The organism is Mycobacterium sp. IDUB_3 (assembly GCF_055419585.1).
In genome coordinates, this window is record NZ_JBVAXZ010000001.1 from 278,408 (window position 1) to 296,537 (window position 18,130).

At 69.6% G+C, this 18,130-nt stretch carries 1 protein-coding gene (only partly in view); it reads left to right on the forward strand.

The genetic code is table 11. The annotated features are described in order from the left end of the window. Nucleotides 1-18,130, forward strand: partial view of a non-ribosomal peptide synthase/polyketide synthase gene (locus ACZYVJ_RS01125; RefSeq protein ID WP_463829311.1) — the 5' portion only. It continues 13,157 nt past the right edge of the window; 18,130 of the gene's 31,287 nt are visible here — the first part of the coding sequence; it begins with the start codon at nt 1-3; its stop codon lies off the right edge, out of view.

The following is an 18,130-nucleotide window of genomic DNA, read 5'->3' on the forward strand; positions in this document are numbered from 1 at the left end:
GTGGAGCGTGCTGACCGGGCACTTCCCGTCACACGGGGCCAGCTGGACATCTGGCTGGCGCAGCAAACGGGTTACTTCGATGTGGCCTGGCAACTGGGTGTGCTCGTACACATTGAAGGTGCCATAGACGCTGGCTTGTTGCATCAGGCTATGCGACACGTTGTGGACGAGGCTGAGAGCCTGCGGGCTTCGTTCTTCGAGGTCGATGGCCAGGTCTTCCAGAAGGCGGTCGAACACGACGATGTCGATCTTGTCTTCTATGACCTGACCGAGTCCCGCGATCCCGAGCGGGAAGTCCGCGAGACGGCTTCATCGATTCAGAACACGCCGATGCCGCTCACCGGCCCGATGATCAAGTTCGCGCTGTTCCGGACCGCGCCGGACGAGTACTACTGGTTCACGACCTGTCATCACATCGCCATCGACGGGATGGGCATTGCGCTGGTCGGTCGCCGCATCGCGGCCGTCTACTCCGCGCTGGCCTCCGGAAAGCGGATTCCGCCCGCCTTCTTCGGGTCGCTGCACGACCTCGTCAGCGGCGAATTGGACTACGAGGCGTCGCCGAAATTCGTTGAGGACCAAGAATATTGGACCGCCCACCGCCCCGAAGGCGACGGTGCGGATTACCTGGCGACCGCGGCTGACGACGGGCGTGATCCGTATTCACCCTCTCCGCCAGTGCAACTGGACCAGTCGGTGGTCGGCAAGGTCAAAGAGCTGTCCAAACTGCTGGGTATCCGTCGGTCCTCGGTGCTCACCGCGGCGTGCGCGCTTCTGGTGCGTGGTTGGTCCACCGACGGTTCGGACGAAGTCGTGCTCGACTTCCCGGTCAGCCGGCGAGTCGACCCGAAATCCAAGACGCATCCCGGAATGCTTGCCGGGGTCGTACCGCTGGTGTTGAAGGCCGCACCGGAAACGACGTTCGCCGACTTCTGCCGTCATGTCGACACGCGATCACGAGAAGCGCTGCGGCATCAGCAATTTCCCACCCGCACGCTTGACGGTGAAGGCGATTTCAGCGGCCCGAGGCAGGCGCCCAACCGCGTGGTGGTCAACTTCGTCCCGGCCCGTCTCACGCTCAGCCTCGGCGAGGTGCCTGCGACCGCGAAATACACCAGCTTTGGCCCGGTCGGCCACTTCGGGTTGTTCTTCCTCGGGTTCGGAGATCAGCAGTTCCTGAGCACCGTCGGTACCGGCCAACCCTTCTCGAACTTCGACGTTTCGGATCTGGGGGAGCGCCTGCAGCGGATCCTGGCGGCCATGGCGGCCCGTCCCGATGGGCATTTGTCGGCGTTGGACGTGCTGCATGCAGATGAGCATGCCCGCCTGGAAGAGGTTGGAAACACAGCGGTTTTGACCGAGCCGGTGAACTCGCCGCTCTCGGTGGCCGCACTGTTCGGCACGCAAGTGGACCGTTCACCCGAGGCGGTGGCACTGGTATGCGCGGGTCTCTCGATGACGTATCGCGAGCTCGACGAGGCAGCTAATCGGTTGGCGCACTTGCTCATCGACCAGGGTGCCGGCCCGGGTGAGTATGTGGCGCTGTTGTTGCCGCGTTCGGCCGAGGCGATCGTGTCCATCATGGCGGTGCTCAAGACCGGCGCCGCCTACCTGCCCATCGAACCGGCGTCGCCGGACGCGCGCGTCGACTTCATGCTCGCCGACGCCACCCCGGTGGCCGCGATCACCACCGCCGAGCTGGCCGACCGACTCGACGGCCACGACATGACGGTCATCGACGTCACGGATCCGCGAATCGACGCCCAGCCCGGCACGCCGCCGCCCCCGCCGGATCCGGCCAACCTCGCGTACCTGATCTACACCTCGGGCACCACCGGTACGCCCAAGGGCGTCGCGATCACCAACCACAACGTCACCCAGCTGCTGGAGTCGTTGGACGCAGGCCTGCCATCGCCGGGCGTGTGGTCGCAGAGCCACTCCTACGCATTCGACTTCTCGGTATGGGAGATCTTCGGCGCGTTGCTGCGTGGCGGGCGGCTGGTCGTCGTCCCCGACGACATCGCGCGCTCGCCGGAGGATTTGCATGACTTGCTGGTCGAGCAAGGGGTCACCGTCTACAGCGAAACCCCGTCCGCCGTGCAGATGGTGTCGCCGGACGGCCTCGATTCCACCGCGCTGGTGATCGGCGCCGAGGCCTGCCCGGCCGACGTCGTGGACCGCTGGGCGCCCGGGCGCGTCATGGTCAACGCATACGGGCCGAGCGAGACGACGATGTGCGTGGCGATCAGCGCGCCGCTGCGGGCGGAGTCCGCGGCGGTCCCGATCGGCTCGCCGGTGCCGGGGGCGGCGCTGTTCGTCCTCGACGGATGGTTGCGCCCGGTGCCCGCGGGCGTGGTCGGTGAGCTGTACGTCGCCGGCCGCGGGGTGGCCGCCGGCTATGTGGGCCGGTCCGGGCTGACCGGGTCACGGTTCGTGGCCTGCCCGTTCGGTGAGCCCGGCGAACGGATGTATCGCACCGGGGACCTCGTGTGCTGGGGCGACGACGGTCAGCTGCGCTACCTGGGACGCGCGGACGAGCAGGTCAAGATCCGCGGATACCGCATCGAACTCGGCGAGATCCAGGCCGCGCTGGCCGCACTCGACGGTGTTGACCAGGCCGTGGCGATCGTTCGCGAAGACCGTCCGGGCGACAAACGCCTGGTGGGCTACGTCACCGGCGCCGCGGACCCGGCCGAGGCGCGCGCCGCGCTGGCCGACCGGCTGCCGGCCTACATGGTGCCGACCGCGGTGGTGGCGCTCGAGGCGCTGCCCCTGACGGTCAACGGCAAGCTCGACACCCGCGCCCTGCCGGCGCCCGAATACAGCACGGGCGAGTACCGCGCCCCGGGCAACGCGGTCGAGCAAATCCTGGCCGGAATCTACGCCGAGGTGCTCGGCGTCGAGCGGGTCAGCGTCGACGAGTCGTTCTTCGAGCTCGGCGGCGACAGCATCCTGTCGCTGCAAGTGGTGGCGCGTGCGCGCGCCGCCGGCCTGACGTGCCGGCCGCGAGACGTCTTCGTCGAACACACCGTGGCCCGGCTGGCCCGGGTCGCCACAGTGAGCGACGGGGCGTCCGATGTGGTGGACGAGGGCGTCGGCCCGGTGCTGGCCACCCCGATCATGCGGTGGCTGCAGGACATCGAACGCACCGGCGGTCCGATCGACCAGTTCAACCAGACCGTGATGGTTCAGGCCCCCGCCGGGGTGACCGAAGCCGACGTCGCAATCGTGTTGCAGGCCTTGGTGGATCGACACGCCATGCTGCGGCTGCGCGTCGACGACGACGAAGCCGGCGGCTGGTCGCTGCAGGTGCCCGAGCCGGGGTCGGTGCGGGCCGCCGATTGCCTGCAATCGGTGGACGAGTTGTCCGACAAGGTGCTGGTGGAAGCCCGCTCGCGGTTGAACCCGGCCGACGGCGCGATGCTGAGCGCGCTGTGGGTCGAGTCCACCGGCCAGCTGGCGGTGATCATTCACCACCTGGCCGTCGACGCCGTGTCGTGGTGGATCCTGTTGGAGGACCTCAACATTGCCTGGGCGCTGCACAGCGCGGGGCAACCGGTGGAGTTGCCGCCCACGGGCACGTCCTTTTCCCGGTGGTCGACGCTGCTGGCCGAGTACGCCCACCGTCCCGAAGTCGTGAGCCAGCTGGGCGCCTGGAAGAAGGTGACGGCCACTCCCGCCGCACTGCCCGCGCCCGACCCCGGGCTGGATACCTATGCCTCCGCCGGGCGCTTGTCGCTGCAGCTGGATGCCGAGACCACCGGGGCGCTGATCGGTGACGTGCCCACGGCGTTCCACACCGGCATCCAGGACATCCTGTTGATCGCGTTCGGCCTGGCCTGGGCCGAATTCCTGGGTGACACAGCCGATTCGATCGGCATCGACGTCGAGGGCCACGGGCGCCACGAGGAACTCGGTGCGGACATCGACCTATCCCGCACCGTCGGATGGTTCACCACCAAGTATCCGGTGTCGCTAGAAGTGGCCGGACTGCGCTGGGCGCAGGTGACGGCCGGCGACGCGGCGCTGGGCCCGGTGATCAAGCGCGCCAAGGAACAGCTGCGGGCCCTGCCCGACCCGTTGACCTACGGGCTGCTGCGCTATCTCAACGCCGACGCAGACCTGACCGGTCCCGACCCGTCGATCGCCTTCAACTACCTCGGACGGCAAGGCGTAGCGTCCGATTCGGCGGGCGAAGGCTGGCGGATCAGCCAGGACGGCCTGTCGTTGATCGGCGCCGCCGCGGCGGTGCCCATGCCGCTGATGCACACCGTCGAGCTCAATGCCGGCACCATCGACACCGGCAGCGGCCCACACCTGCACGCCGAATGGACTTGGGCGCCATCGGTTCTCGACGCGAGTCAGATCACCAGGCTGAGCCGGCTGTGGTTCGAGGCCCTGGCCGGAGTGTGCGCGCACGTGCGTTCCGGCGGGGGCGGCCTGACCCCGTCGGACATCGCGCCCGCCCGCCTGAGCCAGCAGCAGATCGACGAACTGCAGCGCCAACACCACATCGCCGACATCTTGCCGCTGACCCCCCTGCAGCAGGGCCTGCTCTTCCACTCCAGCACCGCGCAGGGCAGCGACGACATGTACGCGGTTCAACTGGATTTCACCCTCACCGGACCGTTGGATCCCGACCGCCTGCGCAACGCGGTGCACACCGTCGTCAACCGGCATCCGCACCTGGCGGCGCTGTTCTGCGAGCAGTACGACGAGCCGGTGCAGATCATTCCGGCCGATCCCGTCGTCGAGTGGCGCTACCTCGAACTCGACGGAATAGGTGACGCCGAGGCCGACGAGCTGATCGAGCAGCTGTGCGTTTCCGAACGCGCCGCGGTCTGCGACCTCGCAGGCCAGGCGGCGTTCCGCGCCGCGCTGATCCGGACCGCGGACGGTCGGCACCGGTTCGTGCTGACCAATCACCACATCCTGCTCGATGGCTGGTCGCTGCCGATCCTGCTGCGCGAGATCTTCACCAGCTACTACGGCCAGCGGCTGCCCGCCGCAGGCTCCTACCGGGCGTTCCTCACCTGGCTGGCCGTTCGAGACCTCGACGCCGCCCGCGAGGCCTGGGGTGAGGTGCTGCACGGCTTCGAAACCCCTACCCTGGTAGCACCGCAAGGACAATTGGGACAAGGCGGCCGGGGCTTCGAAAAGTCTTGCGTGCCTGAGCAAACCACGAAGGCCCTCGCCGAGCTGGCGCGCTCCTGCCACACCACCTTGAGCACCGTGCTGCAGGCCGGCTGGGCGGTGGTGCTGACCTCGCTGACCGGTCAACACGATGTCGTCTTCGGCACCCCGCGGTCCCGGGTCGGCCAGCTGGAGGTCGACGACGCCGAACAGATGGTCGGGCTGCTGATCAACACGGTGCCGGTGCGCGCCGACATCACCGCGACCACCACCACCGCGGACCTGCTGGCGCAGTTGCAGAACAGCCACAACGATGCCCTCGAGCACCAGCACCTGGCGCTCAGCGAGATTCACCGGGTCACCGGCCACGACCAACTCTTCGACACGCTATTCGTGTACGAGAACTACCCGCTCGACAGCGGCATGACGCTGGGCGAAGACGGGTTGGCCATCGCCGAATTCAGCAATCGCGAGTACAACCACTACCCGCTGACGGTGGAGGCCCTGCCGGGCCGCGAACTCGGCCTGCACATCGAATTCGACACCGACGTGTTCGACGCCGCCGGCATCGGATCGCTCGTCGAGCGGCTGCAGCGGGTGCTGGAGGCGATGACGGCCGATCCCGGCCGGCGCCTGTCGTCGATCGACCTGCTGGACCGTGACGACCGCGAGCTGGTGCTGGAGCGGCTGTCCGGCGCCGGTGTGACGGCACCGGTCGGGGTGGCACCGCAGCTGCTGGCCGCGGCGGTGGCCGCCGATGCGGATGCGCCGGCGGTGGTCGACGGCACCCGGGAATTGTCGTATCGCGAACTCGACGAGTGGTCAACGCGCTTGGCGCGCAAGCTGATCGACGCCGGTGTCGGTCCGGAGCGCGCCGTCGGCGTGGCGGTTGACCGGTGCGCCGAATTGGTGGTCGCCTGGTGGGCGGTGGTCAAGGCCGGCGGCATTTACGCGCCGGTGGATCTGGATCACCCGGTCGAGCGCATCGCCTCGGTGCTGGATGCAGTGGACGCGGTGTGCGTATTGACCTGCGGCACCGACGAAGTCGCCGGCGCCGGTGCGCGGGCGGTCTTGCGCATCGACGGCCTCGACCTGTCCGGGTATTCCACGCAGGAGATCACCGACGCCGATCGGCTGTCGCCGTTGCGCGCGGACGACACCTCGTATCTGATCTTCACCTCGGGTTCCACCGGTGTCCCCAAGGGCGTGGCGGTGAGCCACACGGGCCTGCTGGGCTGGGCCGCGGCCCAACGCGAGCTGTTCGGCCTGGGCCCCGACGCGCGCGTGCTGATGGTCGCCTCGCCCACCTTCGACGCGTCGGTCGGAGAACTGTTGGTGGCCGCGGGATCTGGTGCGGCGCTGGTGGTCGCGCCGCCACAGGTGTACGCCGGTGACGCGCTGACCGCGTTGCTGCAAAACCAGCGGGTCACCGCCGCCATCTTGACCCCGACCGTGGTGTCGACACTGGATCGCGCGCGCCTCGACGCGCTGCAGACGCTGGTCGCCGTCGGAGAGGCCTGCCTGCCGGAGCTGGTGGACGCCTGGGCGCCGGATCGCCAGATGTTCAACGGCTACGGCCCGAGTGAGACCACCATCTGGGTCACCTGCGCACGGTTGCACGCCGGGCAGCCGGTCCGCATCGGCGCCCCGATTCCGGGCGTGTGCGCCCGGGTGCTCGACACCTGGCTGAACCCGGCTCCGGTCGGCGTGGTGGGCGAGCTGTACCTGAGCGGACCGGCGCTGGGCCACGGCTATGTGGGCCGGGTCGACCTGACCGCGGAACGGTTCGTGGCCAACCCGTTTGGCGGACCGGGGGAGCGGATGTATCGCACCGGCGACCTGGTGCGCTGGATGCCCGACGGAACCCTGGACTACCTGGGCCGTGCCGACACCCAGATCAAACTGCGCGGACAGCGCATCGAACTGGGCGAGATCGAGAACACCCTGCTGGCCTGCCCGCAGGTCACCCAGGCCGCCGTCACCGTGCAGGACAGCGCTACCGGGTCGCACCTGGTCGCCTACGTGACCCTGGATCACGCCACCACCACCGACAACGACGCCGAAGACGTCGAGGAGTGGCAACACCTTTACGACGACCTGTACGGCGCCGACCTCGCCGCCGGCTTCGGCGAGGACTTCCGCGGCTGGAACAGCAGCTACACCGGCGACGCCATCCCGCTCGAGGAGATGGTCGAATGGCGTGCCGCCACGGTCGATCGGATCATGTCGCTGCGGCCGCGGCGCGTGCTGGAGATCGGCGCGGGCTCGGGATTGCTGCTGTCCCAGATCGCGCCGCAGTGCGATCAGTACGTCGCCACCGACTTTTCGCCCGTCGCGATCGACAACCTGGCCCGCTCGATGGAGCAGCTGCAGCTGCCGTGGCGTGATCGGGTCGAGCTGCGGACCCAGCCCGCCCACGTCACCGACGGGCTGCCGCGGGGTCACTTCGACACCATCGTTCTCAACTCGGTCGTGCAGTACTTCCCCAACGCGGGATACCTGGCCGAGGTCATCGACAAGGCGATGGAACTGTTGGCCCCCGGCGGCTCGGTGTTCATCGGTGACATCCGTAACCACACCCTGCAGGGCGCGTTCCAGACCGCGATCGCGCTGGCCCGCGGCGGCGCCGCCAATGCGGCCGAAATCCGCCAGCGGGTGCGCCACGCCATGCTCGGTGAAACCGAATTGCTCTTGGCCCCGGAGTTTTTCACCACCTGGGCCGACTCGCGCGAGGCGGCGGTGGGTGTCGACGTCCGCATCAAGCGCGGAATGGCCGACAACGAACTGAACCAGCACCGCTACGACGTCGTCCTGCACAAGACTCCCACACCCGTGCGCTCGGTGGCCGCCGAACCGATCTGGGCGTGGGCGCAGTGCGAAAGCCTGCGCGGGCTGCACGACGCGCTGACCTCCCAACGTCCCGCGGCCGTGCGCGTCACCGACATCCCGCGCACCGGCCTGATCAACGACGTCGCCGTCGAAAACGCGCTCGCCGCAGGGCTTCCCCTGGCCGACGCGCTGGCCGAAGCCGACGCCGAAACCAACGCCGACGCCGTCATCGCCGAGGAACTGCACCGCCTCGGGGAGACCGCCGGGTACCACGTCGCGGTCACCTGGGGTGGCAGGCCCGGCACGCTGAGCGCGGTGTTCCTCGCGTCCGACAACCACGACGCCTCCGCGCTGACCGACGTCTACCTGCCCCCGGCCGGCTCCCAGCAACGCGCCAGCCACGCCAACGACCCCCGCACCAACACCAAGATCGGTGAGGTGCGCGAGCGGCTGACGGCGTGGCTGCCCGAGTACATGGTGCCGACTCACATTGTGGCGCTTGAAGAATTCCCGATGACCACTTCGGGCAAGCTCGACCGTAAGGCCCTGCCGGTGCCCGAGTACCAGGACGCCGATCGGTACCGCGCCCCGTCCACCGCCGTCGAGGAGATCCTGGTCGGCATCTACGCGCAGGTGCTCGGGCTCGAGCGGGTCGGCGTTGACGACTCGTTCTTCGACCTCGGCGGGGACTCGCTGTCGGCGATGCGCCTGATCGCCGCTGTCAACACCAGCCTGAACGCCGACCTCGGCGTGCGGGCGGTCTTCGAGGCGCCCACGGCCGCCGAGCTGGCGCTCCTCACCGGTGGCGGTGGCGATCGGCCGGAGCCGTTGGTGGCGGGGGAGCGGCCAGCGGTCATTCCGCTGTCGTTCGCCCAGACCCGGCTGTGGTTCATCGACCAGTTCCAGGGCCCCTCACCGATGTACAACATCACGGTGGCGTTGCGGCTGCGCGGGCGCCTCGACGCCGATGCGCTGGCCGCCGCCCTGGGCGATGTGGTGGGGCGCCACGAAAGCCTGCGCACGGTGTTCGCGTCGGCCGACGGGATCCCGCAGCAGGTGGTGGTTCCCGCCGAGCAGATCGGATTCGTCTGCAACGTCATCGATGCGCGCGGCTGGCCGGAGGATCGGCTGCGCGAAGGCATGGCGACCGCGGCCCGCTACACCTTCGACCTGGCCAACGAAAGCCCGTTGCACACTGAGCTTTTCAGCGTCAGCGATGACGAACACATGCTGGTGATCGCGGTGCACCACATCGCCGCGGACGGCTGGTCGATCACACCGTTCGCGCGTGACCTAGGGATCGCCTATGTCAGCCGGTGCGCGGGCGAGGCCCCCGAATGGGCGCCGCTGGCGGTGCAGTACGTCGACTACACGCTATGGCAGCGCGCACATCTCGGCGACGTGGACGACAACGACAGCCGCATCGCCGCGCAGCTGGCCTTCTGGGCCGACACGCTGGCCGGGCTGCCCGAACGGCTGCAGCTGCCCACCGACCGGCCCTATCCGCCGGTCGCCGACCACCGCGGCGCCCGGCTGGCGGTGGACTGGCCGGCGGAGTTGCAGCAACAGCTGCGCCGGGTGGCGCGCGAGCACAACGCGACAAGCTTCATGGTGATCCAGGCCGCGTTCGCCGCGCTGCTGTCCAAGATGAGCGCGAGTGACGATGTGGCCGTGGGCTTCCCGATCGCCGGGCGCCCCGAACCCGCGCTCGACGAGCTGATCGGATTCTTCGTCAACACCCTGGTGCTGCGCGTCGACGTGGCCGGGGACCCGACCTTCGCCGAGCTGCTGGCCCAGGTGCGCCGGCGCAGCCTGGCCGCCTTCGAGCACCAGGACGTGCCCTTCGAACTGCTGGTGGAGCGGCTCAACCCCACCCGCAGCCTGACCCACCATCCGCTGATCCAGGTGCTGCTGGGCTGGGAGAACTTCCCCGGAGAGGTCAGCACCCCCGCGGCCGGGCTGGCCCTGGGCGACCTGCAGGTCACCCCGATGCCGGTGCACACCAACACCGCTCGCATGGACCTGACATTCTCGCTGGCCGAACGATTCACCGAATCCGGCCAGCGCGCCGGCATCGCCGTCACGGCCGAATACCGCACCGACGTGTTCAACGCGGACACCGTCCAGGCGATGATCGAACGGCTACAGCGGCTCTTGACCGCGGTCACGGCCGAGCCCGAGCGGCGGTTGTCCTCGGTGGATCTGCTGGATACGAGCGAGCACGCCCGGCTGGCGAAGTGGGGCAACGAGGCCATCCTGGCCGAGCCGATGGAACCGGTGACGATCGCGGGGTTGTTCGCCGCGCAGGTGTCCCGCACCCCGGATGCGGTGGCGCTGACGTTCGAGGACCGGTCGATGACGTACCGCGAGCTCGACGAGGCCGCCAGCCGATTGGCGCACTTGCTCGCCGCGCGCGGAGCCGGCCCGGGAGGGTTTGTCGCCCTGCTGTTTTCGCGTTCGGCCGAGGCGATCGTGTCGATCCTGGCGGTGCTCAAGTCCGGGGCGGCGTACCTGCCGATCGACCCCGCCCTGCCGACCGCGCGCGTCGAGTTCATGCTCACCGATGCCGCGCCGATGGCCGCGATCACCACCGCGGATCTGGCCGGCAGGTTCGACGGCTTCGACCTGATCGTCATCGATGTGGCCGACCCGGCGGTCGCGGCCCAACCCAGCACCGCGCCGCCCGTCCCGGCTCCCACCGACCTGGCGCACATCATCTACACCTCCGGCACCACCGGTGTCCCCAAAGGCGTTGCGGTGACCCAACACAACGTCGCCCAGCTGTTCGACGACCTGCGCCTGGGTTTCGCCCTGTCGGCCGAGCAGGTGTGGACGCAGTTTCACTCCTATGCCTTTGACTTCTCGGTGTGGGAGATCTGGGGGGCGCTGCTGCACGGCGGGCGGCTCGTCGTGGTGCCCGATGCGGTGTCGCGTTCGCCCGAAGAGTTCCACACCCTGCTGGTCCGCGAGGGCGTCACGGTGCTGACGCAAACGCCCTCGGCCGTGGGACTGCTGCCCACCGACGGTCTGGACGCGACGTCGTTGGTGATCGGCGCGGAGCCCTGCCCGCCCGAGCTGGTCGACCGCTGGGCGCCGGGCCGGGTGATGGTCAACGTCTACGGACCGACTGAGACCACCATGTGGGCCTGCAAGAGCACGCCGCTGACCGCCGGGCGGGGCACACCGCCGATCGGCGCGCCGGTGACGCGGGCGGCGTTCTTCGTCCTGGACGAGTGGCTGCGCCCGGTGCCCGCCGGCGTGGTGGGCGAGCTGTATCTGGCCGGTCAAGGTGTCGGTGTGGGGTACTGGCGCCGCCCCGGGCTGACCGCGTCGCGGTTCATGGCCTGCCCGTTCGGCGCACCCGGCACCCGGATGTACCGCACCGGCGACCTGGTGTGCTGGGACCCCGACGGACAGCTTCGCTACTTCGGTCGCGCCGACGAGCAGGTCAAGGTCCGCGGCTATCGCATCGAGCTCGGTGAAATTCAGGCCGCGCTGTCCGCGCTCGACGGCGTCGAGCAGGCCGTCGTGGTCGCCCGTGAGGACCGGCCCGGCGACAAGCGCCTGGTGGGTTATGTCACCGGGTCGGCGGACCCGGGCACTGCGCGCGCGGCGCTGGCCGAGCGGCTGCCGGCCTACATGGTCCCGGCCGCGGTGGTGGTGCTCGACGCGCTGCCCGTGACGGTCAACGGCAAGCTCGACGCCCGCGCCCTGCCGGTGCCCGATTATCGAGCGGTCGACCACTACCGCGCGCCGAGCACCGCCGTCGAGGAAATCCTGGCCGGCATCTACGCCCAGGTCCTCAATCTCGAACGCGTCGGCGTCGACGACTCGTTCTTCGACCTGGGTGGCGATTCGCTGTCCACCATGCGCCTGGTCACCGCGATCAATGCCGCGCTACAAAGCGACCTTCCGGTGCGCGTCGTCTTCGAGGCGCCCACCGTCGCGCAGCTGGCACCGCGCGTCGCGGAGAGTGCGGGCGGCCTGGAGCCGCTGGTGGCCGGTGAGCGGCCGGCGGTGGTCCCGTTGTCGTTCGCACAGAACCGGTTGTGGTTCATCGACCAATTCCAGGGCCCCTCACCGCTGTACAACATGGCGGCGGCGTTGCGGCTGCGCGGGCGGCTCGACACCGACGCCCTGGGCGCGGCCCTGGCCGACGTGGTGGGCCGCCACGAAAGCCTGCGCACCCTGTTCCCGGCGCACGAGGGAACTCCCCAGCAGGTGGTGGTGCCCGTCGAGCGCGCCGAATTCGGCTGGGACGTCGTCGACGCCACCGCATGGCCGGCCGGCCGGCTGGACGACGCGATCAAGGCGGCGACCCGCTACACATTCGACCTGGCGGCCGAAATCCCCATCCGGGCGCAACTTTTCGCCATTGCCGAAAACGAACATGTGCTGGTGATCGTGGTGCACCACATCGCCGCGGACGGTTTGTCGCTCACGCCGCTGGGCGCCGACCTGAGCGTGGCCTACACCAGCCGATGCGCCGGACAGGCCCCCGGCTGGGCCGAATTATCGGTGCAGTACATCGATTACACGCTGTGGCAGCGGAGCCAATTCGGTGACCTCGACGACAGCACCAGCCGCATCGGCACCCAGCTGGCCTACTGGGAGCAGGCGCTGGCCGGAATACCCGAACGGCTGCAGTTGCCCACTGATCGGCCCTACCCGCCGGTGGCCGATCAGCGCGGCGACAGTGTGGTCGTGGACTGGCCGGCGGAGTTGCAGGAGCAGGTGCGCCGACTGGCCCGCGAGCACAACGCGACCAGCTTCATGGTGGTGCAGGCCGCCCTGGCGGTGCTGTTGTCCAAGATCGGCGCGAGTTCCGATGTGGCGGTGGGCTTCCCGATCGGCGGGCGACGTGACCCCGCCCTCGACCAGCTGGTCGGGTTCTTCGTCAACACGCTGGTGCTGCGGGTCGACCTGGCCGGCGACCCCAGCTTCGCCGAACTGCTGGAGCGCGTACAGGCGCGCAGCCTGGCGGCGTTCGAGCACCAGGACGTGCCGTTCGAGGTGCTGGTGGAGCGGGTCAACCCGACGCGGAGCCTGACGCACCACCCGCTGGTTCAGGTGATGCTGGCCTGGCAGAACTTCGCCGGGCACGACGACCCGGCCGCCGGCCTGGCGCTGGGCGACCTCGAGGTCACGTCCGTGCCGGTGGAGGATCAGTCGGCCCGCATGGATCTGGTGTTCTCACTCTCCGAGCGCTGGAACGCCGCCGGCGAGGCTGCCGGCATCGGTGGCCGGGTCGAATTCCGTACCGACGTGTTCGATGCGGTCACCATCGAGACGCTGATCGCGCGGTTGCAGCGGGTGTTGACGGCGATGACCGCCGATCCCACCCACCTGCTGTCGTCGGTGGACCTGCTCGACGAGGCCGAGCACGCCCGCCTGAAAGAGCTTGGCAACACCGGCGTTCTGGCCGGCCCGGGAAGCGCACCCGCGTCGGTGCCCGAACTGTTCGCCGGCCACGTCGCCGCCGCGCCGGACGCCGTCGCGCTGGTATGCAAGGGCCTGTCGGTGACCTACCGCGAGCTCGACGAGGCGTCGAACCGGTTGGCGCATTGCCTCGCGGAGCACGGCGCCGGTCCGGGACGGACTGTGGCGCTGCTGTTTTCGCGGTCGGCGGAGGCGATCGCGTCGATCCTGGCGGTGCTCAAGACCGGGGCGGCCTACCTGCCGATCGATCCCTCCTCGCCGGACACTCGGATCAACTTCATGCTCAGTGACGCCAAGCCCGTCGTCGCGGTCACCACCGCCGACCTGGCCGGGCGGTTCGACGGATACGGCCTGACCGTCATCGACGTCGACGATCGACGCATCGACACCCGGCCCGAAACGGGGCTGCCGCTGCCGCCGTCGGACGGTGTCGCCTACCTGATCTACACCTCGGGCACCACCGGTGTCCCCAAAGGCGTTGCCATCACTCACCGCAACGTGACCCAGCTGCTGGGATCGCTGGACGCCGGCCTGCCGGCCGCGGGGGTGTGGTCGCAAAGCCACTCGCTGGCGTTCGACGTCTCCGTGTGGGAGATCTTCGGCGCGTTGCTGCGCGGCGGCCGACTGGTCGTGGTGCCCGAATCCGTCGCGCGTTCACCGCAAGACCTGCACGACGTCCTGGTCGCCGAGGAAGTCAGCGTGCTGACCCAGACCCCGTCGGCGGTGGCGATGCTCTCGCCCGAGGGTCTGGAGTCGGTGTCGCTGGTGATGGCCGGTGAGGCCTGCCCCGCCGAGGTGGTGGACCGGTGGGCACCCGGACGGGTGATGGTCAACGCCTACGGGCCGACCGAGACCACCATGTGTGTGGCCATCAGCGCGCCCCTGGCGCCGGGCTCGGCCGCCAACGGGCCGGTGCCGATCGGGTCCCCGGTGCCGGGGGCGGCGCTGTTCGTGCTCGACGAGTCGTTGCGGCCGGTGCCTCCCGGCGTCGTCGGGGAGCTGTACGTCGCCGGATCCGGTGTGGCCGCGGGCTATGTCGGCCGGCCCGGCCTGACCGCCTCGCGGTTCGTGGCCTGCCCGTTCGGCGGAGCCGGCATCCGCATGTACCGCACCGGCGACCTGGTGCGCTGGAACGCCGACGGCCAACTGCAGTACTTCGGGCGCGCCGACGAGCAGGTCAAGGTTCGCGGCTACCGCATCGAACTCGGTGAAATCCAGTCCGCGCTGGCCGGACTCGACGGCGTCGACCAGGCCGTCGTCATCGCCCGCGAAGACCGCCCCGGTGACAAGCGCCTGGTCGGCTACATCACCGGCAGCGCCGACGCGGCCGTCGCGCGCACCGCGCTGTCCGAACGGCTACCCGCCTACATGGTCCCGGCCGCGATGATGGCGCTCGATGCACTTCCGTTGACCGCCAACGGCAAACTCGACACCCGCGCCCTGCCGGCACCCGAATACACCGCCGGTGAATACCGCGCGCCAGAAACCCCGACCGAAGAGATCCTGGCCGGCATCTACGCCGAGATCCTCGACGTCGAACGGGTCGGCGTCGACGACTCCTTCTTCGACCTCGGCGGCGACAGTATTTCCGCCATGCGCTTGATCGCCGCGATCAACGCGAGCCTGGACGCCGGCCTCGCGGTGCGCGTCGTGTTCGAGGCGCCCACGGTGGCCCAGCTGGCGCCCCGGATCGGTGAGGGCGGAACCGGACTGGACCCGCTGACGGCCGGTGAGCGGCCCGCGGTCGTCCCGCTGTCGTTCGCGCAGAACCGGTTGTGGTTCCTCGATCAATTGCAAGGCCCCTCACCGGTTTACAACATGGCGGCAGCGCTGCGCCTGGACGGTCAACTCGATGCCGACGCGCTCGGTGCGGCGCTGCGCGACGTGGTGGCCCGCCACGAGAGCCTGCGCACCCTGTTCGCGGCCCCCGAGGGGACCCCGCAGCAGGTGGTAATCCCCGCGGACAAGGCCGATTTCGGCTGGGAGGTCGTCGATGCCGGCGGCTGGTCGGCAGACCATCTGGAAGAGGCCATCGGTGACACGGCCCGCTACACCTTCGACCTGTCGGCCCAAATCCCGTTGCGGGCAGAGCTTTTCCGGCTCCGCGGCGACCAGCATGTGCTGGTGGCCGTGGTACATCACATCGCCGCCGACGGCATGTCCATCACCCCGCTGGTGCGCGACCTGGGGGTGGCGTATGCCAGCCGGGCCGCCGGGCGCGGCCCCGACTGGGCGCCGCTGCCGGTGCAGTACGTCGACTACACGCTGTGGCAACGCGCGCAATTCGGCGATCTGGACGACGGCAACAGCCGCATCGCGGCCCAGCTGGCCTACTGGGAAGACGCCCTGACCGGGATGCCCGAGCGGGTGCAGGTGCCTACCGACCGGCCCTACCCGCTGGTGGCGGACCAGCGCGGCGCCACCGTCGAAATCGACTGGCCGACCGAGCTGCAGCGGCGCGTCGGCGAAGTGGCGCGACAGCACAACGCCACCAGTTTCATGGTCGTCCAGACCGCGCTGACGGTGCTGCTGTCCAAGCTGGGCGCCAACCCCGATGTGGCCGTCGGCTTCCCGATCGCAGGCCGGCGCGATCCCGCGCTCGACGAGCTGGTGGGCTTCTTCGTCAACACCCTGGTGTTGCGCGTCGACGTCGCCGGCGACCCGACCTTCGCCGAGGTGCTGTCGCAGGTGCGCCAGCGGAGCCTGTCCGCCTACGAGCACCAGGACGTGCCGTTCGAGTTGCTGGTGGAACGGCTCAACCCGACCCGCAGCCTGACGCATCACCCGCTGGTGCAGGTGATGCTGGCCTGGCAGAACTTCGCCGGGCACGACAGCGGTCCCGCCGCCGGGCTGTCCCTGGGCGACGTCGACGTCACGCCGATCCCGGTGGAAACCCAGACCGCCCGCATGGACCTGACCTTCTCGCTGGGCGAGCGCTGGACCGACGGCGGCGAGCCCGACGGCATCGGCGGCACTGTCGAATTCCGCACCGACGTCTTCGACGCGGCCAGCATCAAGGCGCTGATCGACCGGTTGCAGCGCGTGCTGCTCGCGATGATTACCGATCCCGGACAGGCGGTGTCGTCGGTCGACCTGCTCGACGACGCCGAACACTCCCGGCTCGACCAGATCGGCAACCGAGCCGCGCTGACCGGATCGGCGTCCCAAACCGATTCCGTCCCAGCGCTGTTCGCCGCCCAGGCGGCCCGCACCCCGGATGCCGTCGCACTGGTCTGCGGGGGCCGTTCGCTGACCTACCGCGAGCTGGACGAGGCGTCGAACCGGCTGGCGCACAGCCTGACGGCGCTCGGCGCCGGTCCGGGACAGATTGTGGCGGTGCTGTTTTCGCGGTCGACCGAGGCGATCGTGTCGATCCTGGCGGTGCTCAAGTCCGGGGCGGCCTACCTGCCGATCGACCCGTCGCTACCCGAGTCCCGGATCGGATTCGTGCTCGGCGACGCCGCCCCGATCGCCGCGATCACCACCGCGGAGCGACGTGACCGGTTCGACGGCCACGACGTCGACGTCATCGACGTCAACGACCCCGCCATCGACAGCCAGCCCACGACCGCGTTGCCTGCGCCGAGGCCGGAGAACCTCGCCTACCTGATCTACACCTCCGGCACCACCGGTGTCCCCAAAGGCGTTGCCGTCACGCATCGCAACGTCACCCAGCTGCTGACGTCCGGAGACTCGGGACTGCCGCGCACCGGCGTGTGGTCGCAATGGCATTCGCTGGCCTTCGACGTCTCGGTGTGGGAGATCTTCGGCGGCCTGCTGCACGGCGGCCGACTGGTCGTGGTGCCCGAATCGGTCGCACGCTCACCCGAAGACCTGCACGCGCTGCTGGTGGCCGAACAGGTCAGCGTGCTCAGCCAGACCCCGTCCGCGGCCGGAGCGCTCTCGCCCACGGGGCTGGAGTCGGTCACGCTGGTGGTGGCCGGCGAGGCCTGCCCGTCCGAACTGGTGGACCGGTGGGCGCCGGGCCGGGCGATGATCAACGCCTACGGCCCCACCGAGGCCACGGTCTACGCCGCCATCAGCGCGCCGCTGGAGGCGGGATCACCGGGCGTGGTGCCGATCGGTTCCCCGGTGCCGGGCGCGGCGTCGTTCGTTCTCGACGAATGGCTACGGCCGGTGCCTCCCGGCGTGGTCGGCGAGCTGTACGTGGCAGGCGCCGGCGTGGCCAGCGGCTACTGGCGACGGGCCGGCCTGACCGCGTCGCGTTTCGTGGCCTGCCCGTTCGGCGAGGCCGGCGCGCGCATGTACCGCACCGGCGACCTGGTGCGCTGGCGCGCGGACGGGCAGCTGGACTACCTGGGCCGCGCCGACGAGCAGGTCAAGATCCGCGGCTACCGCATCGAACTCGGTGAGGTGCGGGCGGCGCTGGCGTGGGTGGACGGCGTCGAGCAGGCGGTCGTGGTGGCCCGCGAGGACCGCCCCGGTGATAAGCGCCTCGTCGGGTATGTGACCGGCACCGCCGACCCGGCCGCGGTGCGTGCCGCGCTGGCCGAGCGGCTGCCGGGCTACATGATCCCGACGGCCGTGGTGGTGATGCAGGCCCTGCCGCTCACCCCAAACGGCAAGCTCGACACCCGCGCGCTGCCCGCGCCGGACTATCAGGACGCCGACCGGTATCGCGCCCCCGACAACGCGATCGAAGAAATCCTGGCTGGAATCTACGCGCAGGTGCTCGGCCTCGAGCGCGTCGGCGCCGACGACTCCTTCT